This is a genomic window from Pseudonocardia xishanensis (assembly GCF_039541715.1).
GTDB lineage: Bacteria > Actinomycetota > Actinomycetes > Mycobacteriales > Pseudonocardiaceae > Pseudonocardia > Pseudonocardia xishanensis.
On sequence record NZ_BAABGT010000101.1, the window covers coordinates 1 to 22,918 of the forward strand.

Annotated in this window: 23 protein-coding genes; 19 read left to right on the forward strand and 4 right to left on the reverse strand. The window is 74.8% G+C overall.

The genetic code is table 11. The features are described from left to right. The 8 genes from ABD993_RS30775 to ABD993_RS30810 form a co-directional block, all read left to right on the forward strand. Positions 1 to 1,341, forward strand: a 1,341-nt coding sequence (locus ABD993_RS30775) for a hypothetical protein (protein ID WP_345426241.1), incomplete at its 5' end; no start/stop codon positions are given. After that, complete coding sequence (locus ABD993_RS30780; protein WP_345426243.1) at positions 1,338 to 2,168, forward strand: sugar phosphate isomerase/epimerase family protein; 831 nt, start codon at positions 1,338 to 1,340, stop codon at positions 2,166 to 2,168. The genes ABD993_RS30775 and ABD993_RS30780, both read left to right, overlap by 4 nt. Positions 2,169 to 2,258: 90 nt before the next feature. Next, a complete protein-coding gene (locus ABD993_RS30785; protein ID WP_345426245.1) occupies positions 2,259 to 3,098 on the forward strand; it encodes a thioesterase family protein in 840 nt (279 codons plus the stop codon). A gap of 91 nt (positions 3,099 to 3,189) precedes the next feature. Further along, complete coding sequence (gene proC, locus ABD993_RS30790) at positions 3,190 to 4,002, forward strand: pyrroline-5-carboxylate reductase (RefSeq protein WP_345426247.1); 813 nt, start codon at positions 3,190 to 3,192, stop codon at positions 4,000 to 4,002. A 169-nt stretch (positions 4,003 to 4,171) separates the two neighbouring features. Beyond that, positions 4,172 to 4,405 (forward strand): helix-turn-helix domain-containing protein, encoded by a 234-nt coding sequence (locus ABD993_RS30795; RefSeq protein ID WP_345426249.1) that lies wholly within the window; start codon positions 4,172 to 4,174, stop codon positions 4,403 to 4,405. Between the two features lie 132 nt (positions 4,406 to 4,537). Continuing rightward, positions 4,538 to 4,639, forward strand: coding sequence for a 30S ribosomal protein bS22 (locus ABD993_RS30800; RefSeq protein ID WP_010241351.1), 102 nt, complete (start codon positions 4,538 to 4,540; stop codon positions 4,637 to 4,639). Positions 4,640 to 4,712: 73 nt separating this feature from the next. Continuing rightward, entirely contained in the window at positions 4,713 to 5,804 is a 1,092-nt protein-coding gene (locus ABD993_RS30805) for an NAD-dependent epimerase/dehydratase family protein (RefSeq protein ID WP_345426251.1), read from the forward strand. Next, positions 5,804 to 6,910, forward strand: a complete 1,107-nt coding sequence (locus ABD993_RS30810; RefSeq protein WP_425569203.1) for a lysophospholipid acyltransferase family protein — start codon at positions 5,804 to 5,806, stop codon at positions 6,908 to 6,910. Before ABD993_RS30805 ends, ABD993_RS30810 begins: the two co-directional genes overlap by 1 nt. 21 nt (positions 6,911 to 6,931) lie before the next feature. Here the strand turns inward: ABD993_RS30810 and ABD993_RS30815 are convergent, their stop codons facing one another. From ABD993_RS30815 to ABD993_RS30825, 3 genes are all read right to left on the reverse strand, one after another. After that, the gene (locus ABD993_RS30815) at positions 6,932 to 7,804 is read right to left on the reverse strand and encodes an HAD family hydrolase (protein WP_345426379.1); all 873 of its coding nucleotides are present in this window, start codon (positions 7,802 to 7,804) and stop codon (positions 6,932 to 6,934) included. Positions 7,805 to 8,039: 235 nt separating this feature from the next. Next, entirely contained in the window at positions 8,040 to 9,530 is a 1,491-nt protein-coding gene (locus ABD993_RS30820; RefSeq protein WP_345426254.1) for a DUF5667 domain-containing protein, read from the reverse strand. Positions 9,531 to 9,723: 193 nt separating this feature from the next. Further along, positions 9,724 to 10,413 carry a sigma-70 family RNA polymerase sigma factor gene (locus ABD993_RS30825; RefSeq protein WP_425569196.1) on the reverse strand — a complete coding sequence of 230 codons (690 nt, stop codon included), beginning with the start codon at positions 10,411 to 10,413 and terminating at the stop codon, positions 9,724 to 9,726. Between the two features lie 595 nt (positions 10,414 to 11,008). Here ABD993_RS30825 and ABD993_RS30830 point away from each other — a divergent pair. From ABD993_RS30830 to ABD993_RS30865, 8 genes are all read left to right on the forward strand, one after another. After that, a complete protein-coding gene (locus ABD993_RS30830) occupies positions 11,009 to 12,580 on the forward strand; it encodes an AMP-binding protein (protein WP_425569198.1) in 1,572 nt (523 codons plus the stop codon). Next, positions 12,577 to 12,813: a glutaredoxin family protein gene (locus tag ABD993_RS30835; protein WP_345426256.1), complete on the forward strand. Its 237-nt coding sequence runs from the start codon at positions 12,577 to 12,579 to the stop codon at positions 12,811 to 12,813. The genes ABD993_RS30830 and ABD993_RS30835 overlap by 4 nt, the downstream gene beginning before the upstream one ends. Next, positions 12,810 to 14,357 (forward strand): molybdopterin-dependent oxidoreductase, encoded by a 1,548-nt coding sequence (locus tag ABD993_RS30840; protein ID WP_345426257.1) that lies wholly within the window; start codon positions 12,810 to 12,812, stop codon positions 14,355 to 14,357. The genes ABD993_RS30835 and ABD993_RS30840 overlap by 4 nt, the downstream gene beginning before the upstream one ends. Before the next feature lie 8 nt (positions 14,358 to 14,365). Further along, positions 14,366 to 15,040 carry a fasciclin domain-containing protein gene (locus ABD993_RS30845; protein WP_345426259.1) on the forward strand — a complete coding sequence of 225 codons (675 nt, stop codon included), beginning with the start codon at positions 14,366 to 14,368 and terminating at the stop codon, positions 15,038 to 15,040. 287 nt (positions 15,041 to 15,327) lie between these two features. Further along, on the forward strand, positions 15,328 to 16,095 hold the full coding sequence (locus ABD993_RS30850) for a redox-sensing transcriptional repressor Rex (RefSeq protein ID WP_425569199.1): 768 nt from the start codon (positions 15,328 to 15,330) through the stop codon (positions 16,093 to 16,095). Then, on the forward strand, positions 16,092 to 17,462 hold the full coding sequence (locus tag ABD993_RS30855; protein ID WP_345426261.1) for a glutamyl-tRNA reductase: 1,371 nt from the start codon (positions 16,092 to 16,094) through the stop codon (positions 17,460 to 17,462). Before ABD993_RS30850 ends, ABD993_RS30855 begins: the two co-directional genes overlap by 4 nt. Beyond that, a complete protein-coding gene (gene hemC, locus ABD993_RS30860) occupies positions 17,459 to 18,403 on the forward strand; it encodes a hydroxymethylbilane synthase (protein WP_345426263.1) in 945 nt (314 codons plus the stop codon). Before ABD993_RS30855 ends, hemC begins: the two co-directional genes overlap by 4 nt. A 34-nt stretch (positions 18,404 to 18,437) precedes the next feature. After that, on the forward strand, positions 18,438 to 19,979 hold the full coding sequence (locus ABD993_RS30865; RefSeq protein WP_345426265.1) for a bifunctional uroporphyrinogen-III C-methyltransferase/uroporphyrinogen-III synthase: 1,542 nt from the start codon (positions 18,438 to 18,440) through the stop codon (positions 19,977 to 19,979). 158 nt (positions 19,980 to 20,137) lie between these two features. Here ABD993_RS30865 and ABD993_RS30870 read toward each other — a convergent pair whose 3' ends face one another. Next, positions 20,138 to 20,911 carry a hypothetical protein gene (locus ABD993_RS30870; RefSeq protein ID WP_345426267.1) on the reverse strand — a complete coding sequence of 258 codons (774 nt, stop codon included), beginning with the start codon at positions 20,909 to 20,911 and terminating at the stop codon, positions 20,138 to 20,140. Positions 20,912 to 20,974: 63 nt separating this feature from the next. Here ABD993_RS30870 and hemB point away from each other — a divergent pair, with 63 nt between their 5' ends. From hemB to ABD993_RS30885, 3 genes are read left to right on the forward strand one after another with little or no spacing between them, the layout of a single operon-like run. After that, the gene (gene hemB / locus ABD993_RS30875) at positions 20,975 to 21,952 is read left to right on the forward strand and encodes a porphobilinogen synthase (protein ID WP_345426269.1); all 978 of its coding nucleotides are present in this window, start codon (positions 20,975 to 20,977) and stop codon (positions 21,950 to 21,952) included. Further along, a complete protein-coding gene (locus ABD993_RS30880) occupies positions 21,949 to 22,302 on the forward strand; it encodes a DUF4282 domain-containing protein (RefSeq protein ID WP_345426271.1) in 354 nt (117 codons plus the stop codon). Before hemB ends, ABD993_RS30880 begins: the two co-directional genes overlap by 4 nt. A 5-nt stretch (positions 22,303 to 22,307) precedes the next feature. Then, positions 22,308 to 22,916, forward strand: coding sequence for a hypothetical protein (locus tag ABD993_RS30885; protein WP_345426274.1), 609 nt, complete (start codon positions 22,308 to 22,310; stop codon positions 22,914 to 22,916). Positions 22,917 to 22,918: the final 2 nt, after the last annotated feature.

Genomic DNA, 22,918 nt, shown 5'->3' on the forward strand with positions numbered 1-22,918 from the left:
GCTCCGCAGCCCGGTGGGCGTGCGGCGCGGCGGGCGGCCGAGGAGGCGCGGCTGGGGCGCGAGGAGGCGGGCGGCCAGGGCGCGCCCGCGGCCCAGCCCGAGCCGTACCGGCCGGGGCAGGGCGGTACGGGGCAGGGTCCGAGCCGCTGGGCCCCGAACGGTGCCGGTCCGAACGGTGCCGGTCCGAACGCTGCCGGCGCGAACGGTGTGCCCTCGAACGGTGTCCCCCCCAACGGTGCGGGCTCGAACGGCTCGCGCGCAGGCGCTCCGCCTCGGCTCGGCTCCTGGAACGACGCCCGCAGCAGGCAGGGACTGCCGGGGACGGGTGGCCCGGCCGCCACCGCCGGCGACCCGTGGTCCCGCAGCGCCGATCCGCGGTCCCGCAGCGGCGCACGCGCGGACTGGTCGCGCGGCACCGGACCCGCGCCCCAGGACCGAGCGGTGCAGGACCGAGCGGTGCAGGACCGAGCGGTGCAGGACCGAGCGGCACCCGACCGTCAGGCACGGGATCGGCAGGCACCGGACCGGCAGGCGCTGCAGGACAAGGCGGCACCCGCCTCCCCGGCGCCCACCCGACAGGCGCCCCAGGACTCCGCCCGGCTCGGGCCCGAGCAGCAGTTCGGCAAGCCCCGGCAGCCCTGGGCCCGCCCCGACACGAGCCGCCCCGACACCGGCCGTCGCGATCCCCGCGGCGACCTCACCGGTCGCCCGGGCGCGGGCCGACCGGACGCGAACGGCCTCGGGCTCGCGGGCAGCGCCTGGCCGGGGGAGACCCGTGAGGCGGGCGCCCGGCCCGGCGAGACCCGCGAGCGCGAGACCGAGCAGCTCGGCAGGCTCGGCGGCCCGGCGGAGGCAGGCGAGCCGCTGACCGCGCCGTTCACGGCCCCGGACCTCGACGGCGGCCCCCCGACACAGCTGGGATCCCCGCCCGTCGAGGAGGACGACCTCGACGGCGGCCCCCCGACCCAGCTCGGCGGGTCCCCGCTGGACGAGGACGACGACGAGCCCGATCTCGCCGCTCCCGCCGGGCTCGGCCGTGCGGACCGCGTCCGGGAGGACGACGAGACCGAGGACGAGGGCACCCCCCAGGGCTGGGCCGTCGTCATCGGGCAGTGGATCGCGGGGGCCCTGGTGGGCGCCGGGATCTGGGTCGGCTTCCGCTACCTGTGGTTCAACCTGCCGGTGGTCGCGCTGGCCGCCGCGGTGATCATCACCGTCGGGCTGGTGCTCGGGGTGCGCGCCCTGCTCCGCAACGACGACCTGCGGACGACCGTCTTCGCCGTGGCCGTGGGGCTGCTCCTCACCGTCTCCCCGGCGATCCTGGTACTCCTGGAACGGTGACCCCGCCCGTCGTCCTGTCGTCCGCCTCGGTCTATCCCGAACCCGTCGCGGCGGCGTTCGAGCTGGCCGCGGAGCTGGGGTACGACGGCGTCGAGCTGATGGTGTGGACGGACGCCGTCTCGCAGGACGTCCCCGCGGTCCGGCGGCTGTCCGAGCGGTACGGGGTGCCGGTGCTCGCGGTGCACGCGCCCTGTCTGGCCGTCACGCAGCGGGTGTGGGGGACCGACCCGGTCGAGCGCATCCGCCGGTCGGTCGCGGCCGCGGAGCACTTCGGGGCCCGGACCGTGGTCCTGCACCCGCCCTTCCGCTGGCAGCGCCGCTACGCCGCGGTGTTCGCGGACGAGGTGGCCCGCGCGGGCGAGCACGCGGACGTCCGGCTCGCGGTGGAGAACATGTTCCCGGTCTCCCGGATGGGGATCCGGACCGTGCCGTACGCGCCGGGCTTCGACCCGACGACCGTCGGGCACCGCTTCTACACCCTGGACCTCTCCCACACGGCCGCGGCGGGCACGGACGCGCTCGACCTGCTGGACCGGATGGGCGAGGGGCTGGTCCACCTGCACCTCACCGACGGGTCCGGCGCCCCGCGGGACGAGCACCTGGTGCCCGGCCGCGGCACCCAGCCGTGCGCGGAGGTCTGCGAGCGGCTGTCCACCGGGCGGTTCGCCGCCGACGGGGTGGTCGTGCTCGAGGTCAGCACGCGCCGCTGCCGCACCAGGGCCCAGCGGGCCACGCTGCTGGCCGAGTCCCTGGTCTACGCCCGCCTGCACCTCGCGCCGGTCCGCCCGCCGTCCCCCGCCGTCCCGCGCCCGACCCCGACCCCGTGATCCACACCTGGGGCGTGGGTGGGTCGTGAGACGACCGAGTCACTCCCCAGGCGTGGATCAACGGCCCGGTGGCGTGATACCAACCGGGGTATGAGCGACAGCGCGGTCACGACCGAACGGCCCTTCTCCGCGGCGACCGTGCTGACCGCGCAGGGCGACGGCCGGTACACCGCGGAGCTGGGCCGGTCGTTCACCATCGGCGGCAAGGCGCACGGCGGGCTCCTGATGGTGCTGCTGGCCAAGGCCGGGATCGCCCGGCTGGACGCCGAGCACGGTGAGGGCAGCGCGCTCGATCCCGTGGTCGTCGGGACGGACTTCCTGCGGGCCCCCGAGCTGGGCGCCGTCGACCTGGCGACGGACGTCGTCAAGCTGGGCAGGCAGGCGTCCGTCGCGACCGTGCGGATGACCCAGGGGGACCGGCTGATGCTCACGGCCACGATCACCGCGGGCACCCTGCCGGACTCCGACCCGCGCTGGCTGGTGCCGAGCGACATGCCCGCCGACCCGCCCGCGGACGCGGTCGAGGCCGTGCTGAACGTCCGCAGGCCGGGCGAGGGGCTCGCCGCCGCGACCGAGTCCCGCTTCGACCCCACGACGATGGCGTTCGTCCGCGGGGAGACCGCTGACCCGGTGGTCCGGGGCTGGATGCGCCCGCGCGGCGAGGAACCGGACCCGTACTTCGCCCTGCTCGCGGGCGACGCGCTGCCGCCCACCCTGTTCAACCTCGGTGGCGGCTTCGGGTGGGCGCCGACGGTCCAGCTCACCGCGGTGCTGCGGGCCCGCCCGGCGCCCGGTTGGCTGCACCTGGCCTCCCGCTCCGAGATGGTCGCGGGCACCTGGTTCGACGAGGACTGCACCGTCCGGGACTCGACGGGCCGGATCGTCGCCCAGGCCCGCCAGCTGGCCCTGGCCCCCCTCCCGCGGGACTGACCGCACCCGTCCGCCCCCGAGCCCGCCGGGCTGCGGGCGGGGCATCGGTCCGCCGTGGGTGCGCCGGGGGGTCGGGGTTACCGTTCCCGGCATGACGCGAATCGCCGTGCTGGGAGCGGGGAAGATCGGGGAGGCGCTGCTGTCGGGGCTGCTCGCGGCCGGGCGGCCCGCCGCGGAGCTGGTGTTCACCGAGCGGCACCCGGAGCGGGCGGCGGCGCTGTCGGCGCAGCTGGGCGTCGAGTCCGCGGACGTGCCCGCGGCGGCGGCCAAGGCGGATGTCGTGGTGATCGCGGTGAAGCCGCAGGACATCGCGCCGGTGCTGGCGGAGCTCGCGCCCGCGCTCACCCCGGGCACGCTCGTGGTGTCGCTCTGCGCCGGCCTGCCGACCGCGCTCTTCGAGGGCGGGCTGCCCGCGGGCACGCCGGTCGTGCGGGTCATGCCCAACACGCCGATGGTCGTCGGCGAGGCGATGAGCGCGGTGTCCGCGGGCAGCCACGCGACCACGGAGCACCTGGCCGTCGTCGAGGAGCTGCTCGGCGCGGTCGGCAAGGTCGTGCGCGTCCCCGAGAGCCAGCAGGACGCCGTCACCGCGCTGTCCGGCTCCGGGCCGGCCTACTTCTTCTTCCTGGTCGAGGCCATGATCGACGCCGGGATCCTGCTCGGGCTGCCGCGCTCGGTCGCCGCGGACCTGATCGTGCAGTCGGCCTTCGGGGCCGCCACCATGCTCCGCGAGTCCGACGACCATCCCGTCCTGCTCCGCGAGGCCGTCACCTCACCCGCGGGCACCACGATCGCCGCGATCCGCGAGCTGGAGCGGCACGGGGTGCGCGCCGCGTTGATCGACGCCATCGAGGCCGCCCGGGACCGGTCCGTCGAGCTGGGACGCTCGGTGGAGCGGGGTTGACCCGATCGATGGAGCACGTGTCACCCTGACGCGCGCCTGAACGCCCCGCCGGTGTGGCATGGTGTGTCGAAGGCGTCACACCGGCACCGCTATCCTCACGGGGAACACGCCACGCGGGGGATGCGGATTCCCCTGCGGGCAGTGGTATGGAGACGGAAGGCGGTGCCTGATGGCCACGCAGGAGCCAGCGCGTCCGGGACAGCCCGAGCGTGTCGAGAACCTCTCCGCGGTGCAGTTCCTGACCGTGGCCGAGGTCGCCGCCATGATGCGCGTGTCCAAGATGACCGTGTACCGCCTCGTGCACGGCGGCGAGCTGCCCGCCGCGCGGGTGGGCCGTTCCTTCCGCGTACCCAAGCGCGCGGTCGAGGACTACCTGCGCCACGCCTACTTCGACGCGGGCTGAGCCGTCACCCCTCGCAGGGCGCACCCCGGCTCGGGTCCCGTCGCTCCGGCCGGGTAGGATCGGCGACCGGTCATCGTCTCGCCGTGTGCATCCACGCGCGCGAAAAGCAGTAATCGTAGGAGGTACCGGCGCATGGGCTCGGTCATCAAGAAGCGTCGCAAGCGGATGTCGAAGAAGAAGCACCGCAAGCTTCTCCGCAAGACCCGCGTGCAGCGTCGCAAGCTCGGCAAGTAGGACCCCGGGATCCCGTCCGCCTCCAGGCGCGGGCGGGATCCTTGTCGTTCCACCCACGACGAGACAGGTGCCCGTGACGCGTTCGGGTCCTCCCGGTGGCGCCGACGACGTCGGCGACCCGCCCTCCGTCGTGCTCGTGACCGGGGTCAGCCGGTTCCTCGGCGGCAACCTGGCCGCTCGGTTGGCCGCCGACCCGCGGATCGACCGCGTGGTGGGCGTCGACACCGTGCCGCCCCCGCGGGACATGTTGCGCCGCATGGGCCGCGCCGAGTTCGTCCGCGCGGACATCCGCAACCCGCTCATCGCCAAGGTCATCTCCGGCGCCGGCGTCGACACCGTGGTGCACGCCGCGCTGTCGTCGGGTCCCGGCCAGTCCGGCGGCCGCACGGCGATGAAGGAGATGAACGTCATCGGCACGATGCAGCTGCTCGCGGCCTGCCAGAAGGCCGAGACGGTGCGGCGCGTGGTGCTCAAGTCCACGACGGCGGTGTACGGCTCCGGCTCGCGCGATCCCGCGCTGTTCGACGAGTCGATGACCCCCAAGGACCTCCCGTCCGGCGGGTACGCCAAGGACGCCGCGGAGATCGAGGGCTACCTGCGGGGCTTCGCCCGCCGCAGGCCGGACGTCACCACCACGGTCCTGCGCTTCTGCAACTACGTCGGTCCGCGGATCGACACCGTGATGACCCGCTACTTCGCACTGCACGTGGTGCCGACCGTGCTCGGGTTCGACGCGCGGCTGCAGTTCCTGCACGAGGAGGACGCCCTCGCCGTGCTGGAGCGGGCCGCCACCCACGACCTCCCCGGGGTGTTCAACGTCGCGGCGGACGGCGTGCTCATGCTGTCCCAGGCCATCCGGCGGGCGGGCCAGATCCAGGTGGGGGTGCCGTCGCTCGCCGTCGGGCCGGTGGGACGCCTCCTGCGCGGCGCGCGGATCGTCGACTACTCGCCCGAGCAGATGCGCTTCCTCAACTTCGGCCGGGTGGTGGACACCACCCGGCTCAAGGAAGGCTTCGGCTTCGCGCCCCGGTGGACCACCGTCCAGGCCTTCGACGACTACGTCCGCGGCCGTGCGCTGCGCCCCGTCCTCGGGCGGGGCCGGCTCGAGGCGGCGGAGCGGACCGTGCTGGCGGCGGCTCGGGCCGTACCGAAGGTGCTCGGGTGATGGTCGGGGACGAGAACGAGGGGGCGGCAGTGCCGGAGGCGCGTGTGATCCCGCTGCGGGCGGACGAGACGGGTGGGCGCACCCGGTGGCGGCTCGGCGAGCCGCGTCCGCGCGGGCAGCGACCGGCCCAGCCCGGGCCCTCCGCGCGCACCGAGAACCGCGCCCGCCGCCCCACCACCTCCACCCCGCACCCGCGTCCGCCCGCGGACGACGAGCCCCCGACCGCCATCCCGCCGATCGCCGCGGTGCCCGATCCCGAGCCCCCCGCCTGGGAGTCCGCGCTCGAGTCCGCCCTGGGCTTCCTGCGGCGCAGGCTCTCCGGCGACTACCAGGTGGACGAGTACGGCTACGACCCCGAGCTCGCCTCCTCCGTGCTGGCCCCGGCGCTGCAGCCGCTCTACGAGCACTGGTTCCGCGTGGAGACCATCGGGATGCAGCACGTCCCGTCGACCGGCGGCGCGCTGATCGTCGCGAACCACTCCGGCACGCTCCCGCTGGACGCGCTGATGACCATCCAGGCGCTGCACAGCGAGCACCCGGACCGGCGCAGGCTGCGGTTGCTCGGCGCCGACCTGATGTTCATGCTGCCGGTCGTCGGCGAGCTGGCCCGCAAGAACGGCGCCACCCTGGCCTGCAACCCGGACGCCGAGCGGCTGATGTCCTCCGGCGAGCTCGTCGGGGTGTTCCCGGAGGGGTTCAAGGGCATCGGCAAGCCCTTCGCGGACCGGTACAAGCTGCAGCGCTTCGGCCGCGGCGGGTTCGTCTCCGCGGCGCTGCGCACGGGGGTGCCGATCATCCCCGTGTCGATCGTCGGCGCCGAGGAGATCTACCCGAAGCTGGGCGACGTGAAGCCGCTGGCCCGGCTGCTCGGCGCGCCGTACTTCCCGATCACGCCGACCTTCCCGCTGCTCGGCCCGCTGGGGCTCGTGCCGCTGCCGTCCAAGTGGTACATCGAGTTCGGCGAGCCGATCCACCTGGATCACTACACCCCGGCGGACGCGGAGGACCCGATGCTGGTCTTCAACCTCACCGACCAGGTGCGCGAGACCATCCAGCACACCCTGTACCGGTTGCTGTCCCAGCGGCGGAACGTCTTCCTCGGCTGAGACCCGCGGCGGCCCCGCGGGTCAGCGCCTGCGGTACGCGACCCCCGCGGCGACCGCGCCGGCGAGCGCGCCCGCGCCCAGCACCGACGGGACGCCGATGCGGGCGGCCTTGCGGCCGGTGCGGAAGTCCCGGATCTGCCAGCCCTTCTCCTTCGCGACGTCCCGCAGCTCGGCGTCCGGGTTCACGGCGACCGCGGTGCCGACCGCGGAGAGCATCGGGACGTCGTTCACCGAGTCCGAGTAGGCGGTGCACCGGCGCAGGTCGAGGCCCTCGGTCACGGCCAGCGCCCGGACGGCGTGCGCCTTCGCGGGGCCGTGCAGGATCTCCCCGACGAGCCTGCCGGTGTAGTGCCCGTCCACGCTCTCGGCGACCGTGCCCAGCGCCCCGGTGAGGCCGAGCCTGCGCGCGATGATCAGCGCCAGCTCGACCGGGGTGGCGGTGACCAGCCAGACCCGCTGCCCGGCGTCCAGGTGCATCTGGGCCAGCGCCCGGGTGCCCGCCCAGATCCGGTCCGCCATCAGCTCGTCGTAGATCTCCTCGCCGAGCTCGGTGACCTCGGCGACCGGGCGGCCCGCCACGAACGACAGCGCGGTGTCCCGGTGCCCGGCGATGCCGGTCTTGTCCTCGCGCCCGCCGATCCGGAACTTCAGCTGCTGCCAGGCGAACCCGGCGAGGTCGGAGGTGGTGAAGAACTTCCGCGCGGCCAGCCCGCGGGCGAAGTGGAAGATCGACGCCCCGACCATCATCGTGTTGTCGACGTCGAAGAACGCGGCGGCCGTGAGGTCCTGCTCGGCCGCGGTCGATGCGGGCGGGGTCTCACCCGCCGCCACCGCCGCGGCCGCGGCGGCCTCCCCGGCCCGCTGCGACCGGTCCAGCGCGCTCACCGCCGCCATCACGTCCGCGGACTCGGCGACGCCCGCGACCTGCGCGCGACCGTCGTCCGACCGCTCGGACGCCCCCTCGTGCTCCACTACCACCTCGGGTCCAACCACCTCAGCGCTCCGCCTGGCCCGCGGGCCCGCGGACGTCCCCAGCCTACTGGCGGTACCCCCGCCGAGCCGACGATCACGTGTACGGACACACACGAAAGGCCGCGCGGTGGTGTCCCGCGCGGCCTTCCGGTGGTGCTCAGCCCAGCGTGATCGACGGCAGCCCGGGCAGCAGCGGCGGCAGGTTGATCGGCGGCAGCAGCCCGCCGCCACCCCCGCTCCCGCTGCTGCGGCTCGGCTTGTCCGTGCTGCTGCTCTGCGGGGCTCCGCTCGCCGACGTGCTCGACGACCCCTCGGTGCTCGAGGTCGTGGGGTCCTGGTCGGTGCCGACGACCCCGCCGAGCAGGCCGTCCTCGGTCTCCGACGGCGCGACGGAGCCGGACGGCGACGTCGTCGTGGTGCCCGACGGGCCCGTCGAGGTGGTGCCGCCGCTGCGGGTGGCGGACTCGGGCGACCCGGCCAGGTCGGAGGTCCCCGACCGCGAGCCGGAGGAGACGGGCACGCACGGGCTGGTGGCGGGCACCGGGCCGAGATCGTCCGCCCCGCTGCTCACCTCGCTGCAGCCCATCCGGGCCTGCAGCGCCGCCGACCGCTCGGCCAGCCGCTCCATCAGGCGCGCGGAGTCCGCGGCCCCGGGGACCTCGCCGTCCGCGCTCTCCAGGGCGGCGATGGCCTCGGACTGGCGGTGGGCCCAGGCGTTGAGCTCGTCCAGCCCGGCGTCGGAGGGCTCCGGGCCCGCCAACACCATCCGCGAGCCCTCGCTCGCCGCGGCGTCGAAGGCCCGCAGTGCGGACTCGTAGGTGGCGGGGTCCGGGGTGCGCCCGGCCTGCTGCAGCCGCTCGATCTCCTGGATCCGGGTGGCCGCGATGTCGAGGTGCCGCCTGGCCTTCTCGGCGTCGCCGAAGGTGAAGGCGGTGCCGGTGGACTCGCTCATCAGCTTCATGGCGTAGAGCGAGTCCCCGGGCAGGGCGTCGCCGCTCATCGCGGCGGTGCCGCCGACCAGCGCGACCAGACCGGCGGCCGCGGCCGCCCCGACGAGCGCGACGCGGCGGCCGAGCTTCGGGCGCCGGGCGTTGTCCGGGTGGTTCGCGGGCAGCACGTGGGAGTTGCGGCGCCGCGAGCGGCGGTTGCCCAGCGACACCACGTTGTCCGCGCGCTCGGTCACCTGCCCGACGGACTGCGGCCTGCCGGGCTGCCCTGCCCCGGTGGACTCGAGGGACTCGAGGGACTCGAGGGACTCGGTCGGCGCCGCGGTGGACGAGGCGGTGGACGACGCGGCCAGGTCGGCGGTGAGGTCCCGGGTCTCGCCCAGGTCCGTGTCCGCCGCCCGCAGGGGCTCGCGGATCCGCTCGATGCGGGTGGTCTGCTCCGTCGACAGCTCGGCGGGCACCTCCCGCTCACGCCCGAGCCGGTCGAGGAACCGGCTCATCCGCTCGGCCGCCGCCGGGTCCGGGTTGAGGTCGGTCCGGCTCGCGTCGAGCGCCGCTGCGAGGGCCAGCTCGTGGGCCAGGTCCTCGTCCGGCGAGCCCAGCGACGCGTCCGAGACGAAGGTCGCCTCGATCGCCGCCCACCGCTCGTCGTCCCAGTCGTCGCCACCGGCGCCGCCAGACCCCCATCGGTCCGAGGCCATGCTGCCCGTCCTCACTGCATCCCTGCACTGTTCGTCAGCGTCCGGCCCGATCGGGGCCTCGCGCTCTTCCGACGTTCACCCACACAACGAGGCAGGCGGTCGTCGGTTACGGCGTAGGGACCGTTCACCGCTTGGTGTGGCTCACTCGCCGCATCCGTAACGACAAGCATGTAGTTCGCGATATAGCCGCCGCTCATCGCAGCCCCTCGGGCATGAGCTGGGCGAGCCGTCGGACGGCCCGGTGCTGCAGGGCCTTGACCGCACCCTCGGCGCGGTTCATCCGCTGGGCGGTCTCGGCGACGGACAGGCCCTGCAGGAACCGCATCCGGATGCAGTCCTGCTGGTCGGGGTTGAGCTTGTCGATCGCCTTGAGCAGCTCGGAGTTGGTCGCGTTCTCGATGACCTGCTGCTCCGGGCCGTGCGTGGTCGGCGAGTGCTCGACCATGTCGGCCGTCGTCGACTCCAGCCGGTACCGGCTGGACTTGACGTGGTCGAAGATCAGGTTGCGGGCGATGGTGACGAACCAGGCGCCGATGTCGCGACCCTGGTAGCTCACCGAGCCGATGCGCCGCAGCGCCCGCAGGAAGGTCTCCTGGGTGAGGTCCTCGGCCAGGGTGCGGTCGCCGAGCCGGAACAGCACGTACCGGAACACGACGTCCTGGTAGCGGGAGTAGAGCTCACGGAAGGCGTCCGGGTCGCCCGCCTGGCAGGCCTTGACGAGGACCCAGCTACCGCCGGTGTCCTCGCCGGGACCGGGCTCGGCGGCCTCGGCCGCCGGGGCCACCGGGGGTTGGGGCGGGACGGGCGGCCGCGGCACGGGCCCGCCCGGTGAGGGGCGGCCCTGCAGCGGGGCCTGCGGTCGGGTGACGGGGGGAGCGGTCACTGGCGCCTGCCGGGGAGTCGGCCGGCCGTCGACCGTCGTGTGGCCGCGGGAGGCCGAGACGGTCGGGCCGGGCTGGGCCGGGGTCGGGGAGCCGGGCGGCGGGGCCGTGGGGAGCTCGGCCCCGCCCGCTCCGGACCGGTGCCCGTCGTGGCCCCGCCCCTGCCGAGGCAGGTCGGACCACGCCGAGACACCGTCACCCGGGGGGCACGCGGAGCCGAACCGCTCCGCCGGGAGCAGTCTTTCGGGACGCATCGAGTGGGTCATGAAGCCTGGTGCGCCCGGGTCCGACGAACAGGACCAGGGCGACACCGGCTGACCCGCGGTGCGCCGGCAAAGGACTGCATGCCACTCCCTTGGGTGAGGTCTCGTGCCGAACCCGGAGGTGCGGCGTTGGAAGGTTGTGGGGCCGAACCCTAGGGGAGGCCCGGGGCGTCGACACGGGCGCCACCGCTCGCCGAGAGTCTTATCCGGTGAGCGGACGGTCACGCGCGGTCAGCGTGGCGGTCGCGCAGTGTGTCCGGTCGAACGCGGGGAAACGGGCGTGTCGGCGTACCGCCGGGCGCATCGCCCTTGTGCACCCGGGCGGGGGGACGACATGGACGCCGGAGCGGGTGCTTCTGCCAGACTTCGAGGTGTGCAGCCAACCGAGCAGGTCGAGCATCTGGGCGCCCTGGTCCGTCGGGCCGCGGCGCGGGCACCCGAGCATCCGGCCGTCGTCGACGTCACGGCGGGACGCACGCTGACCTGGGCGGAGCTCGACGCCGCCGCGGACGCCGAGGCGGCGAGGCTCGTCGGCGCGGGGATCTCCGCGGGGGACCGGGTGGTCCTGGTGCTGCCCAACGGCGCGGGCTTCTGCGTCGCGCTGTTCGGCGCGCTGCGCGCCGGGGCCGTCGCCGTGCCCGTCGGCCAGCGGTCGGTGGCCCGGGAGGTGGCCGAGGTGCTGGGCGACGCCCGGCCCGCGGTCGTCGTCGCCGACCCGGGGGTCGCGGCCGAGGAGGCCGTGTCGGCGGGGATCGCCGTACTGCCTCCGCCCGCGCTGGACGCCCCCGCCGGGGAGCCCGTCGCCGAGCCGCCGGGCGGCGAGGCGCTCGCCCTGCTCGTCTACACCTCCGGGACCACCGGCCACCCGCGCGGCGTCCAGCTCTCGCACCGCGCCCTGCTGGCCAACCGCGCGCAGACCGCCCAGCTGCGCCCCGCGCCCGTCACCCCGGCGGACCGGGTGCTGCTCGCGCTGCCGCTGTTCCACAGCTTCGGGCTGGCCGCGGGCCTGCTGCAGGTCTGTTGGGCGGGCGCCACAGTCGTGCTCACCGAGCGGTTCGACCCGGCCGCCACCCCGTCGATCCTGCGCGAGCACCGGGTCAGCGGGGTCGCGGGCGTGCCGTCGATGTACCGCGCGCTGCTGGACGTCGACCACGCCGAGCTGCGCGCCGCGCTGGAGGGCGTGCGCATCTGCACCTCCGGCGGGGCGCCACTGCCGCCCGCCTGGCTCACCGCGTTCCGCGAGGCCACCGGGATGGAGGTGCTGGAGGGCTACGGGTTGTCCGAGGCGGGCCCGGTCGTGACCAGCAACCTGCCGGGCCACTCCAAGCCCGGCTCGGTGGGGCGCCCGCTGCCGGGTGTGGAGCTGCGGCTCGTGGACGTCTCCGGTCATCCGCTGGAGGACCGCCCGGTCGAGGAGCTCGAGGAGGGCGACCCCTCGGACGACTTCTCCGACACCGGGGACGACACCGGGCTGGTCTCGGTGCGCGGCCCCAACCTGTTCTCCGGCTACTGGCCGGACGGGGCGGGCGGTCCGGACGCCGACGGCTGGTTCCGCACCGCGGACGTCGGCTACCTCGACGCGGACGGCGACCTGCACCTGGTGGACCGGTCGTCCGACCTCATCATCGTCAACGGCTTCAACGTCTACCCCCGCGAGGTGGAACAGGTGCTCGTCGGGCTCGACGGCGTGGCCGAGGTCGCCGTCGTCGGAGTGCCGGACGACCGCACGGGCACCGCGGTGAAGGCGGTCATCGTCGGCGAGGTCGAGGAGCAGGCCGTGCGGGAGTGGTGCGAGGCGCGGCTGGCCCGGTTCAAGCGGCCCACGGTGATCGCGTTCGTCGACGCGCTGCCGCGCACGCCCACCGGCAAGATCGCCCGCCGGGCGCTGGCCGAGGCCACCCCGTGACGGTCACGGTGATCACGAGGGCGGACTGCCACCTCTGCGAGGTCGCGGAGGCGGAGGTGGCGCGGATCTGCGGCGAGCTGGGCGTGGCCTGGACCACCGAGGACGTGGACGCCGACCCGGAGCTGCGCGCGGAGTACGGCGACATGGTCCCGGTGATCCAGATCGACGGCCGGACCCACGGCTATTACCGGCTCGAAGAGGACCGCTTCCGCATGGCCCTCGCCGGCCGGTGAAGCCCTCCCTGGCCACCACCCTGTCGCGCCCGGTCGCGGTCTCGGTCGCCGTCCTGGCGGTGGGGGCCGCGCTCGCGGCCGGACAGCTGGTCGCCGGGCTGCTCGCGCCCGCGTCCTCGCCGTACCTGCTGGTCGGGGACGCGGTGATCCGGCTCGCGCCGCAGGCCGTCGTCGAGTTCGCGAAGACCACGTTCGGCACCGCGGACAAGCCCGCCCTGCTCGTGGGGATCGCGGTGATCCTGCTGTTGGTCACGGTGGCGGCGGGGCTGGCGTCGCGGCGGTTCGCCACGGTCGGGCAGGTCGTGGTGGGCGCGCTCGGGCTGGCCGGGATCGTCGCCGCGGCCACCAGTCCCACCATCGTCCCGACCGACCTGGCGGCGCCGGTCGTCGCCGCGGCCGCGGGGCTGTGGGTCCTCCGCACCCTGCACCGGCTCGCGATGGAGGCCACCGAGCGACCCGACGAGCCCGGGTACCGCGGCTACCCGCGGCGGACCGTGCTGCTCGGCGCGTCGACGACGGTCGGCGCGGCCGCGATCCTGGGCGGGGGAGCGGGGGTGCTGCTCGGCAGGCCGACGGTCGACTCCCGCGCGGCGGTCACGCAGCGGCTGGCCGCCGCGACCGTCGCCCGCGAGGCCCCGATCCCGGCCGGGGCGGACTTCGGCGTCACCCCGTTCGTCACCGCCAACGCGGACTTCTACCGGATCGACACGGCGCTGCGGGTGCCGCAGCTGCAGGCCGAGGACTGGAGCCTGCGGATCCACGGGATGGTCGACCGCGAGCTCACCCTGACCTTCGACGACCTGATGGCCCGCCCACTCGTCGAGCGGACCGTGACCATGGCCTGCGTGTCCAACGAGGTCGGCGGGGACCTCATCTCGACGGCCCGGTTCGTCGGCGTCGAGCTCGCGGACGTGCTGCGCGAGGCGGGTCCGGCGGCCGGCGCCGACCAGGTGTTCTCCACCAGCACGGACGGCTGGACCGCGGGCACTCCGACCGACGTGCTGCTGGAGCCCGGGCGGGGCGCGCTGCTCGCCGTCGGGATGAACGGGGAGGCCCTGCCGACCGAGCACGGCTTCCCGGTGCGGATGGTCGTGCCGGGGCTCTACGGGTACGTCTCGGCGACGAAGTGGGTCACCGACCTGGAGCTGACCACCTTCGCCGTCCGGCAGGCCTACTGGGAGCAGCGTGGCTGGGGGGAGCGGGGCCCGATCAAGACCGAGGCGCGGATCGACCTCCCGCGGCGCTTCGCGCGGGTGCCCGCGGGCGCCGTGACGGTCGCCGGGATCGCCTGGTCGCAGCCTCGTGGCATCGCCCGCGTGGAGTACAGCGTCGACGGTGGGCCGTGGTCGGAGGCCGAGCTCGCGGCGGACGTCGGAGGCGACACGTGGCGTATGTGGCGGGGCGTCCTGAATGTCGGAACGGGGAGCCATACGATGCGCGTCCGGGCGACCGACGGCACCGGCGAGGTGCAGACCGAGCAGGCCGCGGACGTCCTTCCCGACGGTGCGACCGGCTGGCCCGCGGTCGTGTTCACTGCCACGTGAGGAGCCACATGAGGCCGGCAAACCCGAAGATCGCGCGCCCGCTCGGCCTCGTCGCCTCGGCGGCCGTGGTCGTCGTGCTGGGGGCCTGCTCGGCCCCGAGCCAGCAGGCCTCCACCGCCACGGACGTGCCGCCGGTGCCGACCGTCGCCGCGAGCGGTGCCCGCACCCCGGCCCCGGCCCCGGGGGTCGCCGTGGCCGCGTTCGGGCCCGGCTGCGCCGACCTGCCCAAGTCCGACGACCCCGGCTCGCTGGCCACCATGAGCCTGCAGCCCGTCGCCACGGCGGTGGAGTCGAACCCGGAGCTGAGCACCCTGCACGACGCGATCGTGCGCGCGGGGCTCACCGACACGCTCAACACCGCGCCCGGCCTCACGGTGTTCGCGCCCACGAACGCGGCCTTCGCGGCGCTGCCCGCAGGCCGGCTCCAGCGGCTGCTCGCCGATCCCGCCCAGCTGACCGCGCTGCTGGAGTACCACGTCTCGCAGACCCGGCAGACCGGCGAGCAGCTGCTCGCCGCGCGGACCTCGCAGCAGCTCGCCGGGGGCGCCGTGCAGATCGGCGGCACCGCCGAGGACCTGACGGTCACCGGCGGCTCGGGCACCGAGGCGAAGGTCCTCTGCGGGGACATCACCACGCAGAACGCGAACGTCCTCCTCGTCGACGCGGTGCTGGCCCCGCGGTAGCCCGAACCCGCGCCCGGGCGTGTCGCACGCCACGCGGATCCCGCCCGGGCGCGGCGAGCGGGCGGTGGCGGACGCCCACCGGTCGCGTGCGGGTGGGCCCAAGCGCGACCACGCCACCCACCAAGATCGCAACTTTGTGCCTGCCTTCACGAGCGACTACCGTGTGACGACGTCGCCGCCGAGGTGTCCGTCCCGTCATCGGACGCCGACACCGGGCCGCGCAGACCGCGGGCCACAGCCCCCGGCCCGAGGGTTCGCACTGACGTAGATGGTCGAGGAGTCGCCGCGTGACGCTGCCGCCGCAGGCCACCTCCCCGACCGCCGAGACGACCGCTCCCGAGCGGGTCGTCAAGGCCATCCCGGAGGCCACCGTCGCCCGGCTCGCGGTCTACCTCCGCGTGCTCGGCCAGCTCGCCGAGGGCGGCGCGGAGACCGTGTCGTCCGAGGAGCTCGCCGCGCTCAGCGGGGTCAACTCGGCCAAGCTGCGCAAGGACCTCAGCTACATCGGCACCCACGGCATCCGCGGCGTCGGGTACGACGTCGCGTCGCTGCAGCACGAGCTGGAGAAGGTGCTCGGGCTCGACCATCCGCAGGCCGTCGCGCTGGTCGGGGTCGGGAACCTCGGGCACGCGCTGGCGGGCTACGGCGGGTTCGGCGGCCGCGGCTTCCCGGTCACCGCCCTGTTCGACGTCGACCCGGAGCTGGTCGGCAGCCCGATCAACGGCATCGAGGTGCGACACGTCCGGGACATCCCGCGGGTCTGCCCCGCCGCGGGTGTGACCATCGGCATGATCGCCACCCCGGCGCAGGCGGCGCAGGGGGTGTGCGACCAGCTGGTCGCCGCGGGCGTGCACTCCATCCTCAACTTCGCCCCCACCGTGCTGCAGGTGCCCGCGGAGGTGGAGGTCCGCAAGGTGGACCTCGCCGTGGAGCTGCAGGTGCTCGCGTTCCACGTCGCGGGGCACCGGAGCGCGGATGCGGGTATCACGGACAGTGGTACGGCCGCTCCCCAGGTCGTCCACGGACGCAACGGATCGGCGGTAGCCACATCATGAGCGTGCTCGTCGTCGGGCTGTCGCACCGCAGTGCGCCGGTCGACGTGCTCGAGAAGGTCGCCGTCGCCGCGGACGACGTGCCCAAGCTGCTGGACGAGATGGTCCGGTGCCCGCACGTCAGCGAGGTGACGCTGCTCTCCACCTGCAACCGGGTCGAGGTCTACGCGGTGGTGGACGCCTTCCACGGCGGCCTCGCGGACGTCTCCGAGGTGCTCGGCAGGCACTCGGGGCTGGCCCTGGCCGACCTCACCGAGCACTTCTTCGTGCACTACGCGAGCGCCGCGGTGCAGCACCTGTTCTCCGTCGCCGCGGGCCTGGACTCCATGGTCGTCGGCGAGTCGCAGATCCTCGGCCAGCTGCGCCAGGCGTACGCGACCGCGGACGAGACCGGCACCGTCGGCCGCGTGCTGCACGAGCTGGCCCAGCAGGCGCTGCGGGTCGGCAAGCGGGTGCACGCGAGCACCGGGATCGACGCCGCGGGCGCCTCGGTCGTCTCCGAGGCCCTCGCGGACGCCTCCCTGGTGCTGGACGGGCTCGAGGGCAGGCGCGCCGTGCTGGTCGGGGCGGGCGCCATGGGCGCGCTGGCCGCCGCGCACCTGCGCCGCGCCGGAGCCGCCGAGATCACGGTGCTCAACCGGTCGCTGGAGCGGGCCGCGCGGCTGGCCGAGAAGTCGGTCGAGGCGGGGCTGCCCGCGCGCGCCGGCCTGCTCGACGAGCTGCCCGCGGTCCTCGCCGAGGCGGACGTCCTGGTCGCCTGCACCGGCGCCATCGGGACCGTCGTCGAGGTCGAGACCGTCGTCGCGGGGGTCGGTGGCCGGGCGACCCCGCTGGTCGTCTGCGACCTGGGCCTGCCGAAGGACGTGGACGTCGCCGTCGGGGAGCTGCCCGGGGTCACCGTCGTCGACCTGGCGGCGCTGCAGCAGCGGCTCACCGGCCGGGGGGACGGGCTCGCCGTCACCCAGGCCCAGGAGCTGGTGGCCGAGGAGGCCCAGAACTACCTGGCCGCACAGCGGTCCGCGGAGGTCACGCCGACCGTCACCGCGCTGCGCCGCCGTGCCTCCGAGGTGGTCGACGCGGAGCTGCTGCGGCTGGACTCCCGGCTGCCCGAGCTGCCGGACGCCATGCGGGACGAGTTCACCAGGACCGTCCGCCGCGTCGTCGACAAGCTGCTGCACACGCCCACGGTGCAGGTCAAGAAGCTCGCCGAGGGGCCGGACGGGGACAGCTACGCCGCCGCCCTGCGCACCCTGTTCGAGCTCGACCCGCAGAAGCCCGCCGCGGTCGCGGGCTCGGTGACCCAGTCCCTGCAGGGCGCGGACGTCGCCGCCGCGCTCGAGGCCCCGCTGGTGGACGAGGTGGACCGGTGAGCGACACGTCGGCAGGGCGCGTGCTCAGGGTCGGCACCCGGCCGTCGGCGCTGGCCGTCGCCCAGTCCGGTCAGGTCGCGGAGCTGATCCGCGCCGCCGGGCGGGAGACCGAGCTGGTGGACGTGCACACCACGGGCGACCGGTCGATGGCCCCGATCGAGCAGCTCGGCGTGGGCGTGTTCGTCTCCCAGCTGCGCGAGGCGCTGGTCGCGGGCGAGGTGGACGTGGCGGTGCACTCCTACAAGGACCTGCCCACCGCGCCGGACCCCCGGCTCACCCTGGCCGCCGTGCCGCTCCGCGAGGACCCGCGGGACGCGCTGGTGGCCACCCGGGTCCTCGGTGAGCTGCGGCCGGGATCGCGGATCGGCACCGGGTCGCCGCGCCGCACCGTGCAGCTGCACGCGCTGGGGCTGGGCCTGGAGGTCGTCCCGATCCGGGGCAACGTCGACACCCGGATCGGCAAGGTGCGCTCCGGCGAGCTGGACGGCGTCGTCGTCGCGGCCGCGGGTCTGCGCAGGCTGGGCAGGGTGGCGGAGGCGAGCGAGCTGCTCGACCCGCTGCAGATGCTGCCCGCCCCCGCGCAGGGGGCGCTGGCCATCGAGTGCCGGGCGGAGGACTCCGATCTCGCCCGGTTCCTGGCGGACGCGCTGGAGGACGCGGGCACCCGCGCGGCGGTCACCGCGGAGCGCGCGGTGCTGGCCGCACTGGAGGCGGGCTGCAGTGCGCCCGTCGCCGCCCACGCCGACGTGGTGGAGGACCTGGACGACGACGGGGCCGTGGTGATGCGGCTGTCGCTGCGCGCCGTCGTCGGGATCGGAGAGGTGAGCGAGGGCGAGCTGTTGAAGGCCTCGCTCACCGCTGACATGGACAACGCCGAGAAGCTCGGGGCGGCCCTCGCCCTCGAGCTCCTCGAGCTGGGCGCCGACGAGCTTGTGCGCTAGAGAGATAGAAGACGCTGGGAGCGTAGGGAAAACGATGACTCGCACAACCCCGACCGCCGGTCGGATCGCCTTCGTGGGCTCCGGCCCCGGGGACCCCGGGCTGCTCACCGTGCGCGCCCGTGAGGTGCTCGGTTCCGCCCCGCTCGTGATCAACGACCCGGACGTGCCCGAGGCCGTCCTGGGCCTCGTCGCCGAGGGCGCGGAGGTCCGACCCGCCGTCGGGCAGCCCGCGGACGTCGCCGGTGACCTGGTCACCGAGGCCCGCGGTGGCCGCCCCGTCGTCCGGCTGGTGGCGGGCGACCCGCTCAGCATCGACGCCGTGGTGGCCGAGGCCCGTGCCGTGGCCGCCGCGGGCCTTCCCTTCGACGTGGTGCCCGGGGTCCCCGCAGGCACCGCCGTGCCCGCCTACGCCGGCGTCGCGCCGGGTTCGGCGCACGTGGAGGCGGACGTCCGCGCGGGCGTCGAATGGGCCGCGCTCTGCGCCTTCCCCGGCACGCTCGTGCTGCACGCCGCCGCCGCGCACCTCGCCGAGGTGGCCACGGCGCTGACCGGCCAGGGCCGCCCCTCGGGCAGCCCGGTCGCGGTCACCGCGCACGGCACCGAGAACCGGCAGAAGACGGTCTCCACGACCATCGGGTCCATGGCCTCGGACGCCGCGGACCTGGAGGGCTCGCTGATCGTCACGGTCGGAGACGCCGTCGCGGACCGCGCCGACCTGTCGTGGTGGGAGTCCCGCGCGCTCTACGGCTGGCGGGTGCTGGTGCCGCGCACCAAGGACCAGGCGGGGGTGATGAGCGAGCGGCTGCGCATGCACGGGGCCATCCCCGAGGAGGTCCCGACGATCGCCGTCGAGCCGCCGCGCTCGCCCACGCAGATGGAGCGGGCGGTCAAGGGCCTGGTGGACGGGCGCTACGCCTGGGTCGTGTTCACCTCCACCAACGCGGTGCGTGCGGTGTGGGAGAAGTTCCACGAGTTCGGGCTGGACGCGCGGGCGTTCTCCGGCGTGAAGATCGCGTGCGTCGGCACGGCGACCGCCGAGAAGGTGCGCGAGTTCGGCATCGTCCCGGAGCTGGTGCCGGACATCGACGAGGCACAGACGTCCACGTCGGAGGGGCTGCTGGAGCTCTTCCCGCCGCACGACGACATCCTCGACCCGGTGGACCGCGTGCTGCTCCCGAGGGCGGACATCGCCACCGAGACCCTCGCCGCCGGGCTCACCGACCGCGGCTGGGAGATCGACGACGTGACGGCCTACCGGACCGTCCGCGCGGCCCCGCCGCCCGCCCCGGTCCGCGAGGCGATCAAGACCGGCGGGTTCGACGCGGTGTGCTTCACCAGCTCGTCGACGGTGCGGAACCTCGTCGGCATCGCGGGCAAGCCGCACGCCCGCACGCTCGTCGCCTGCATCGGCCCGGCCACCGCCGAGACCGCGCGGGAGTTCGGCCTGCGGGTGGACGTGCAGCCGGAGGAGTCCCGGGTCCCGGCCCTGGTGGACGCGCTGGCCGCGCACGCCTCCAAGCTGCGCGCCGAGGGCGCCCTCCCGCCGCCCCGCAAGGTCAAGGCCCGCCGCCGCTGAGCGCCTGACGCACGAAGGCCGCACTCCCGAGGGGGTGCGGCCTTCGTCGTGCGCGCTCCGAGATCGCACGTTTCGTGCTCTGAGCGCGGCACGATCGCGAGGAGTGTGCGCTCAGCGCGGTGATCACCGCACTGAGCGCACGGGAGGAGCGGTCGTCGTCAGACCTTCGCGGGCCTGCGGAACCGGTCCCACCAGCGCCGCCTGCTCTCCGCGTCGGCGCGGTCGGCCTCGGCGAGGCGCTCGGCGGTGATCACCGGGATGACCGTGGTCTCGTCCGCGCCGACCTCGTCGCTGTGGAACGCGGGCGGGTAGGCCGCCCACCGCTCCTCCTGCGAGAAGCCCTCGACCGGCTCCCAGGGTCCGACCTCACGGGCCCGCGACAGGTACCGGGACGCCGCGGCCAGGGCCGCCCGCACCCCGTCGGCGGTCGGGGCCGCGCCGATCGAGCGGAACCCCGCGCCCCACGGGGCGAGCCCGGCGTGCTCGGCGACCGTGACGGTCACCACCTCCCAGGCGTAGTCCCGCTCCTGCGCGGCGACCAGGTCGCGCAGCTCGTCCGGACCCCAGGTGGCGCTGCCCTCGTCGTGGCCACCCGTGACGACCAGCAGGAACACCCGCGACGGGCGCTCCTGCTCCGGCATCCCGGCGAGGCTCCCGCCGAGCCCGGCGACCAGCGCGCCGAGCGAGTCCCGCACCGCGGCGGTACCCCGTCCCCGCAGCTTCGGGACCGCGACGTCCCCGGCGGGCACACCGCCGCCCAACTTCCCGGCGCGCCTGCCGGTCGTGGCCACGTAGACCTCGACCTCACCAGGCTGTGCGGCCTGCTCGGCGAGGAGCTCGGCCAGGCGTGCGCGCACGTCGTCGCGCAGCGGTCCGAGAGAGCTGGATCGATCGAGAAGGAGGGCGATGACGCTGCGTCCCGGTTTGGTCACGCGCGCAGGATGCCGTATGGGGTGACACGCTCCGTCACCGACCCCCGGTCGTACCCTGGTCCCATGGGCTTCCCCGTTCAGCGTCCGCGCCGGCTCCGCTCCACCCCGGCGCTGCGCAGGCTGGTGGCCGAGACCGAGCTGCGGCCCCGGCACCTGGTCCTGCCGATGTTCGTCCGCGAGGGGGCGGCCGAGCCGACCCCGATCGCGTCGATGCCCGGCGTGGTCCAGCACACCCGGGACTCGCTGCGGAAGGCCGCGGTCGAGGCGGTGCAGCGTGGTGTGGGCGGGATCATGCTGTTCGGCGTCCCCGAGCAGCACGACGCCGTCGGCTCCGGCGCCACGGACCCGGACGGGATCCTCAACGTCGCCCTGCGTGACCTGCGGGCCGAGCTGGGGGACGACACGGTGCTCATGTCGGACCTGTGCCTGGACGAGTTCACCGACCACGGCCACTGCGGCGTCCTGGACGAGCAGGGCCGGGTGGACAACGACGCGACCCTGGAGGTCTACGCCCGGATGGGCGTGGTGCAGGCCGAGGCCGGGGCCCACGTCGTGGGGCCCAGCGGGATGATGGACGGGCAGGTCGGCGTGATCCGCGCGGCGCTGGACGGGGCCGGGCTCACCGACACCGGCATCCTCGCCTACACCGCGAAGTACACCAGCGCGTTCTACGGGCCCTTCCGGGACGCGGTGGAGAGCCAGCTGACCGGGGACCGCAAGACCTACCAGCAGGACGGCGCGAACCTCCGCGAGGCGCTTCGCGAGCTGGCCCTCGACCTCGAGGAGGGCGCGGACATGGTGATGGTCAAGCCCGGCCTGCCCTACCTGGACGTGCTGCGGACCGTCGCCGACACGGCGGACGTGCCCGTGGCCGCCTACCAGGTCAGCGGCGAGTACGCGATGATCGAGGCCGCGGCGGCGAACGGCTGGCTGGAGCGCGAGCGCACCATCCTGGAGTCGCTGACGAGCTTCCGCCGCGCCGGTGCGGACGTGGTCCTGACGTACTGGGCCGCCGAGGTCGCCGGCATCCTGGGTGCATGAGCGAGCTCGCGAGCGGATCATCGGCCATGAGCGAGCGTGCGCGCGAGTCCTCCGATCGGTACGAACCCGGGGTGCTCGCCGCGCTCACGGACCTGAACTTCGACCGGTCCGCCACCCCGGCCGTCGCCCGCTTCCTCTACGTCGTCGGCCTGGTGCTGATCGCGGTGGGGTACGTCGCGCTGGTCCTGCTGCTCTTCTCCCGCGGGTTGGGCCTCGGGGTGGCGGCGCTGGTGGGCGGTGCGGTCGCCGCGGTGTTCTCGCTGCTCCTGCTACGGGTGGTGCTGGAGTTCCTCGTCGCGGTGGTCCGCCTGTCGGACGACCTCCGCGGCGGGCACCGGCCGGTACGCTGACCGGCGTGAGCACCGGCGACGAGGGCCCTCGGTACTACCCGAACGGCCCGTCCAGCGGGCAGTACGCCCAGTACCCGCAGAACCCCTACGCCTCCGGCGCGCCCCAGAACCCGTTCCCCTACACGCCGTACTCGCAGGCCCCGACCCCGCCTGCGCCGCCCGAGCCGGTGCGCAGGCCGGGCACCGTCGTCCTCGGCGTGGTGCTGCTGGTCGTCTCGGCGCTGCCGTTCGTCGTGCTCGGGGCGATGTCGCTGTTCGTGCCGCTCACCCAGGCGGACATCGAGGCCGCGCTCCCGCCGGACTTCAACCTGGCGCAGACGCTCACGGACGCGCAGATCACCTTCGACCAGCTGCTGCAGGCGCTCCGGCTGATCTTCGCGCTGGTCACCCTGCTCTCGCTGGTGTACGTGGCGCTGGCGCTCACCGTGCTGACCGGGCGGCGCTGGGCGCGCACCGTGGTCACCGTCCTCACGGTGCTCTTCGCCCTGTTCCTGGTGCTCAACATCTCGGCCAGCGCGGCCGGGCTGATCGTGGCGCTGCCGCTGGTGCTGTCCGTCGCGGGCGTGGTGCTGCTTTACCGCCGGCCTTCGACGGAGTGGTTGGCGCGGCTGTAAGA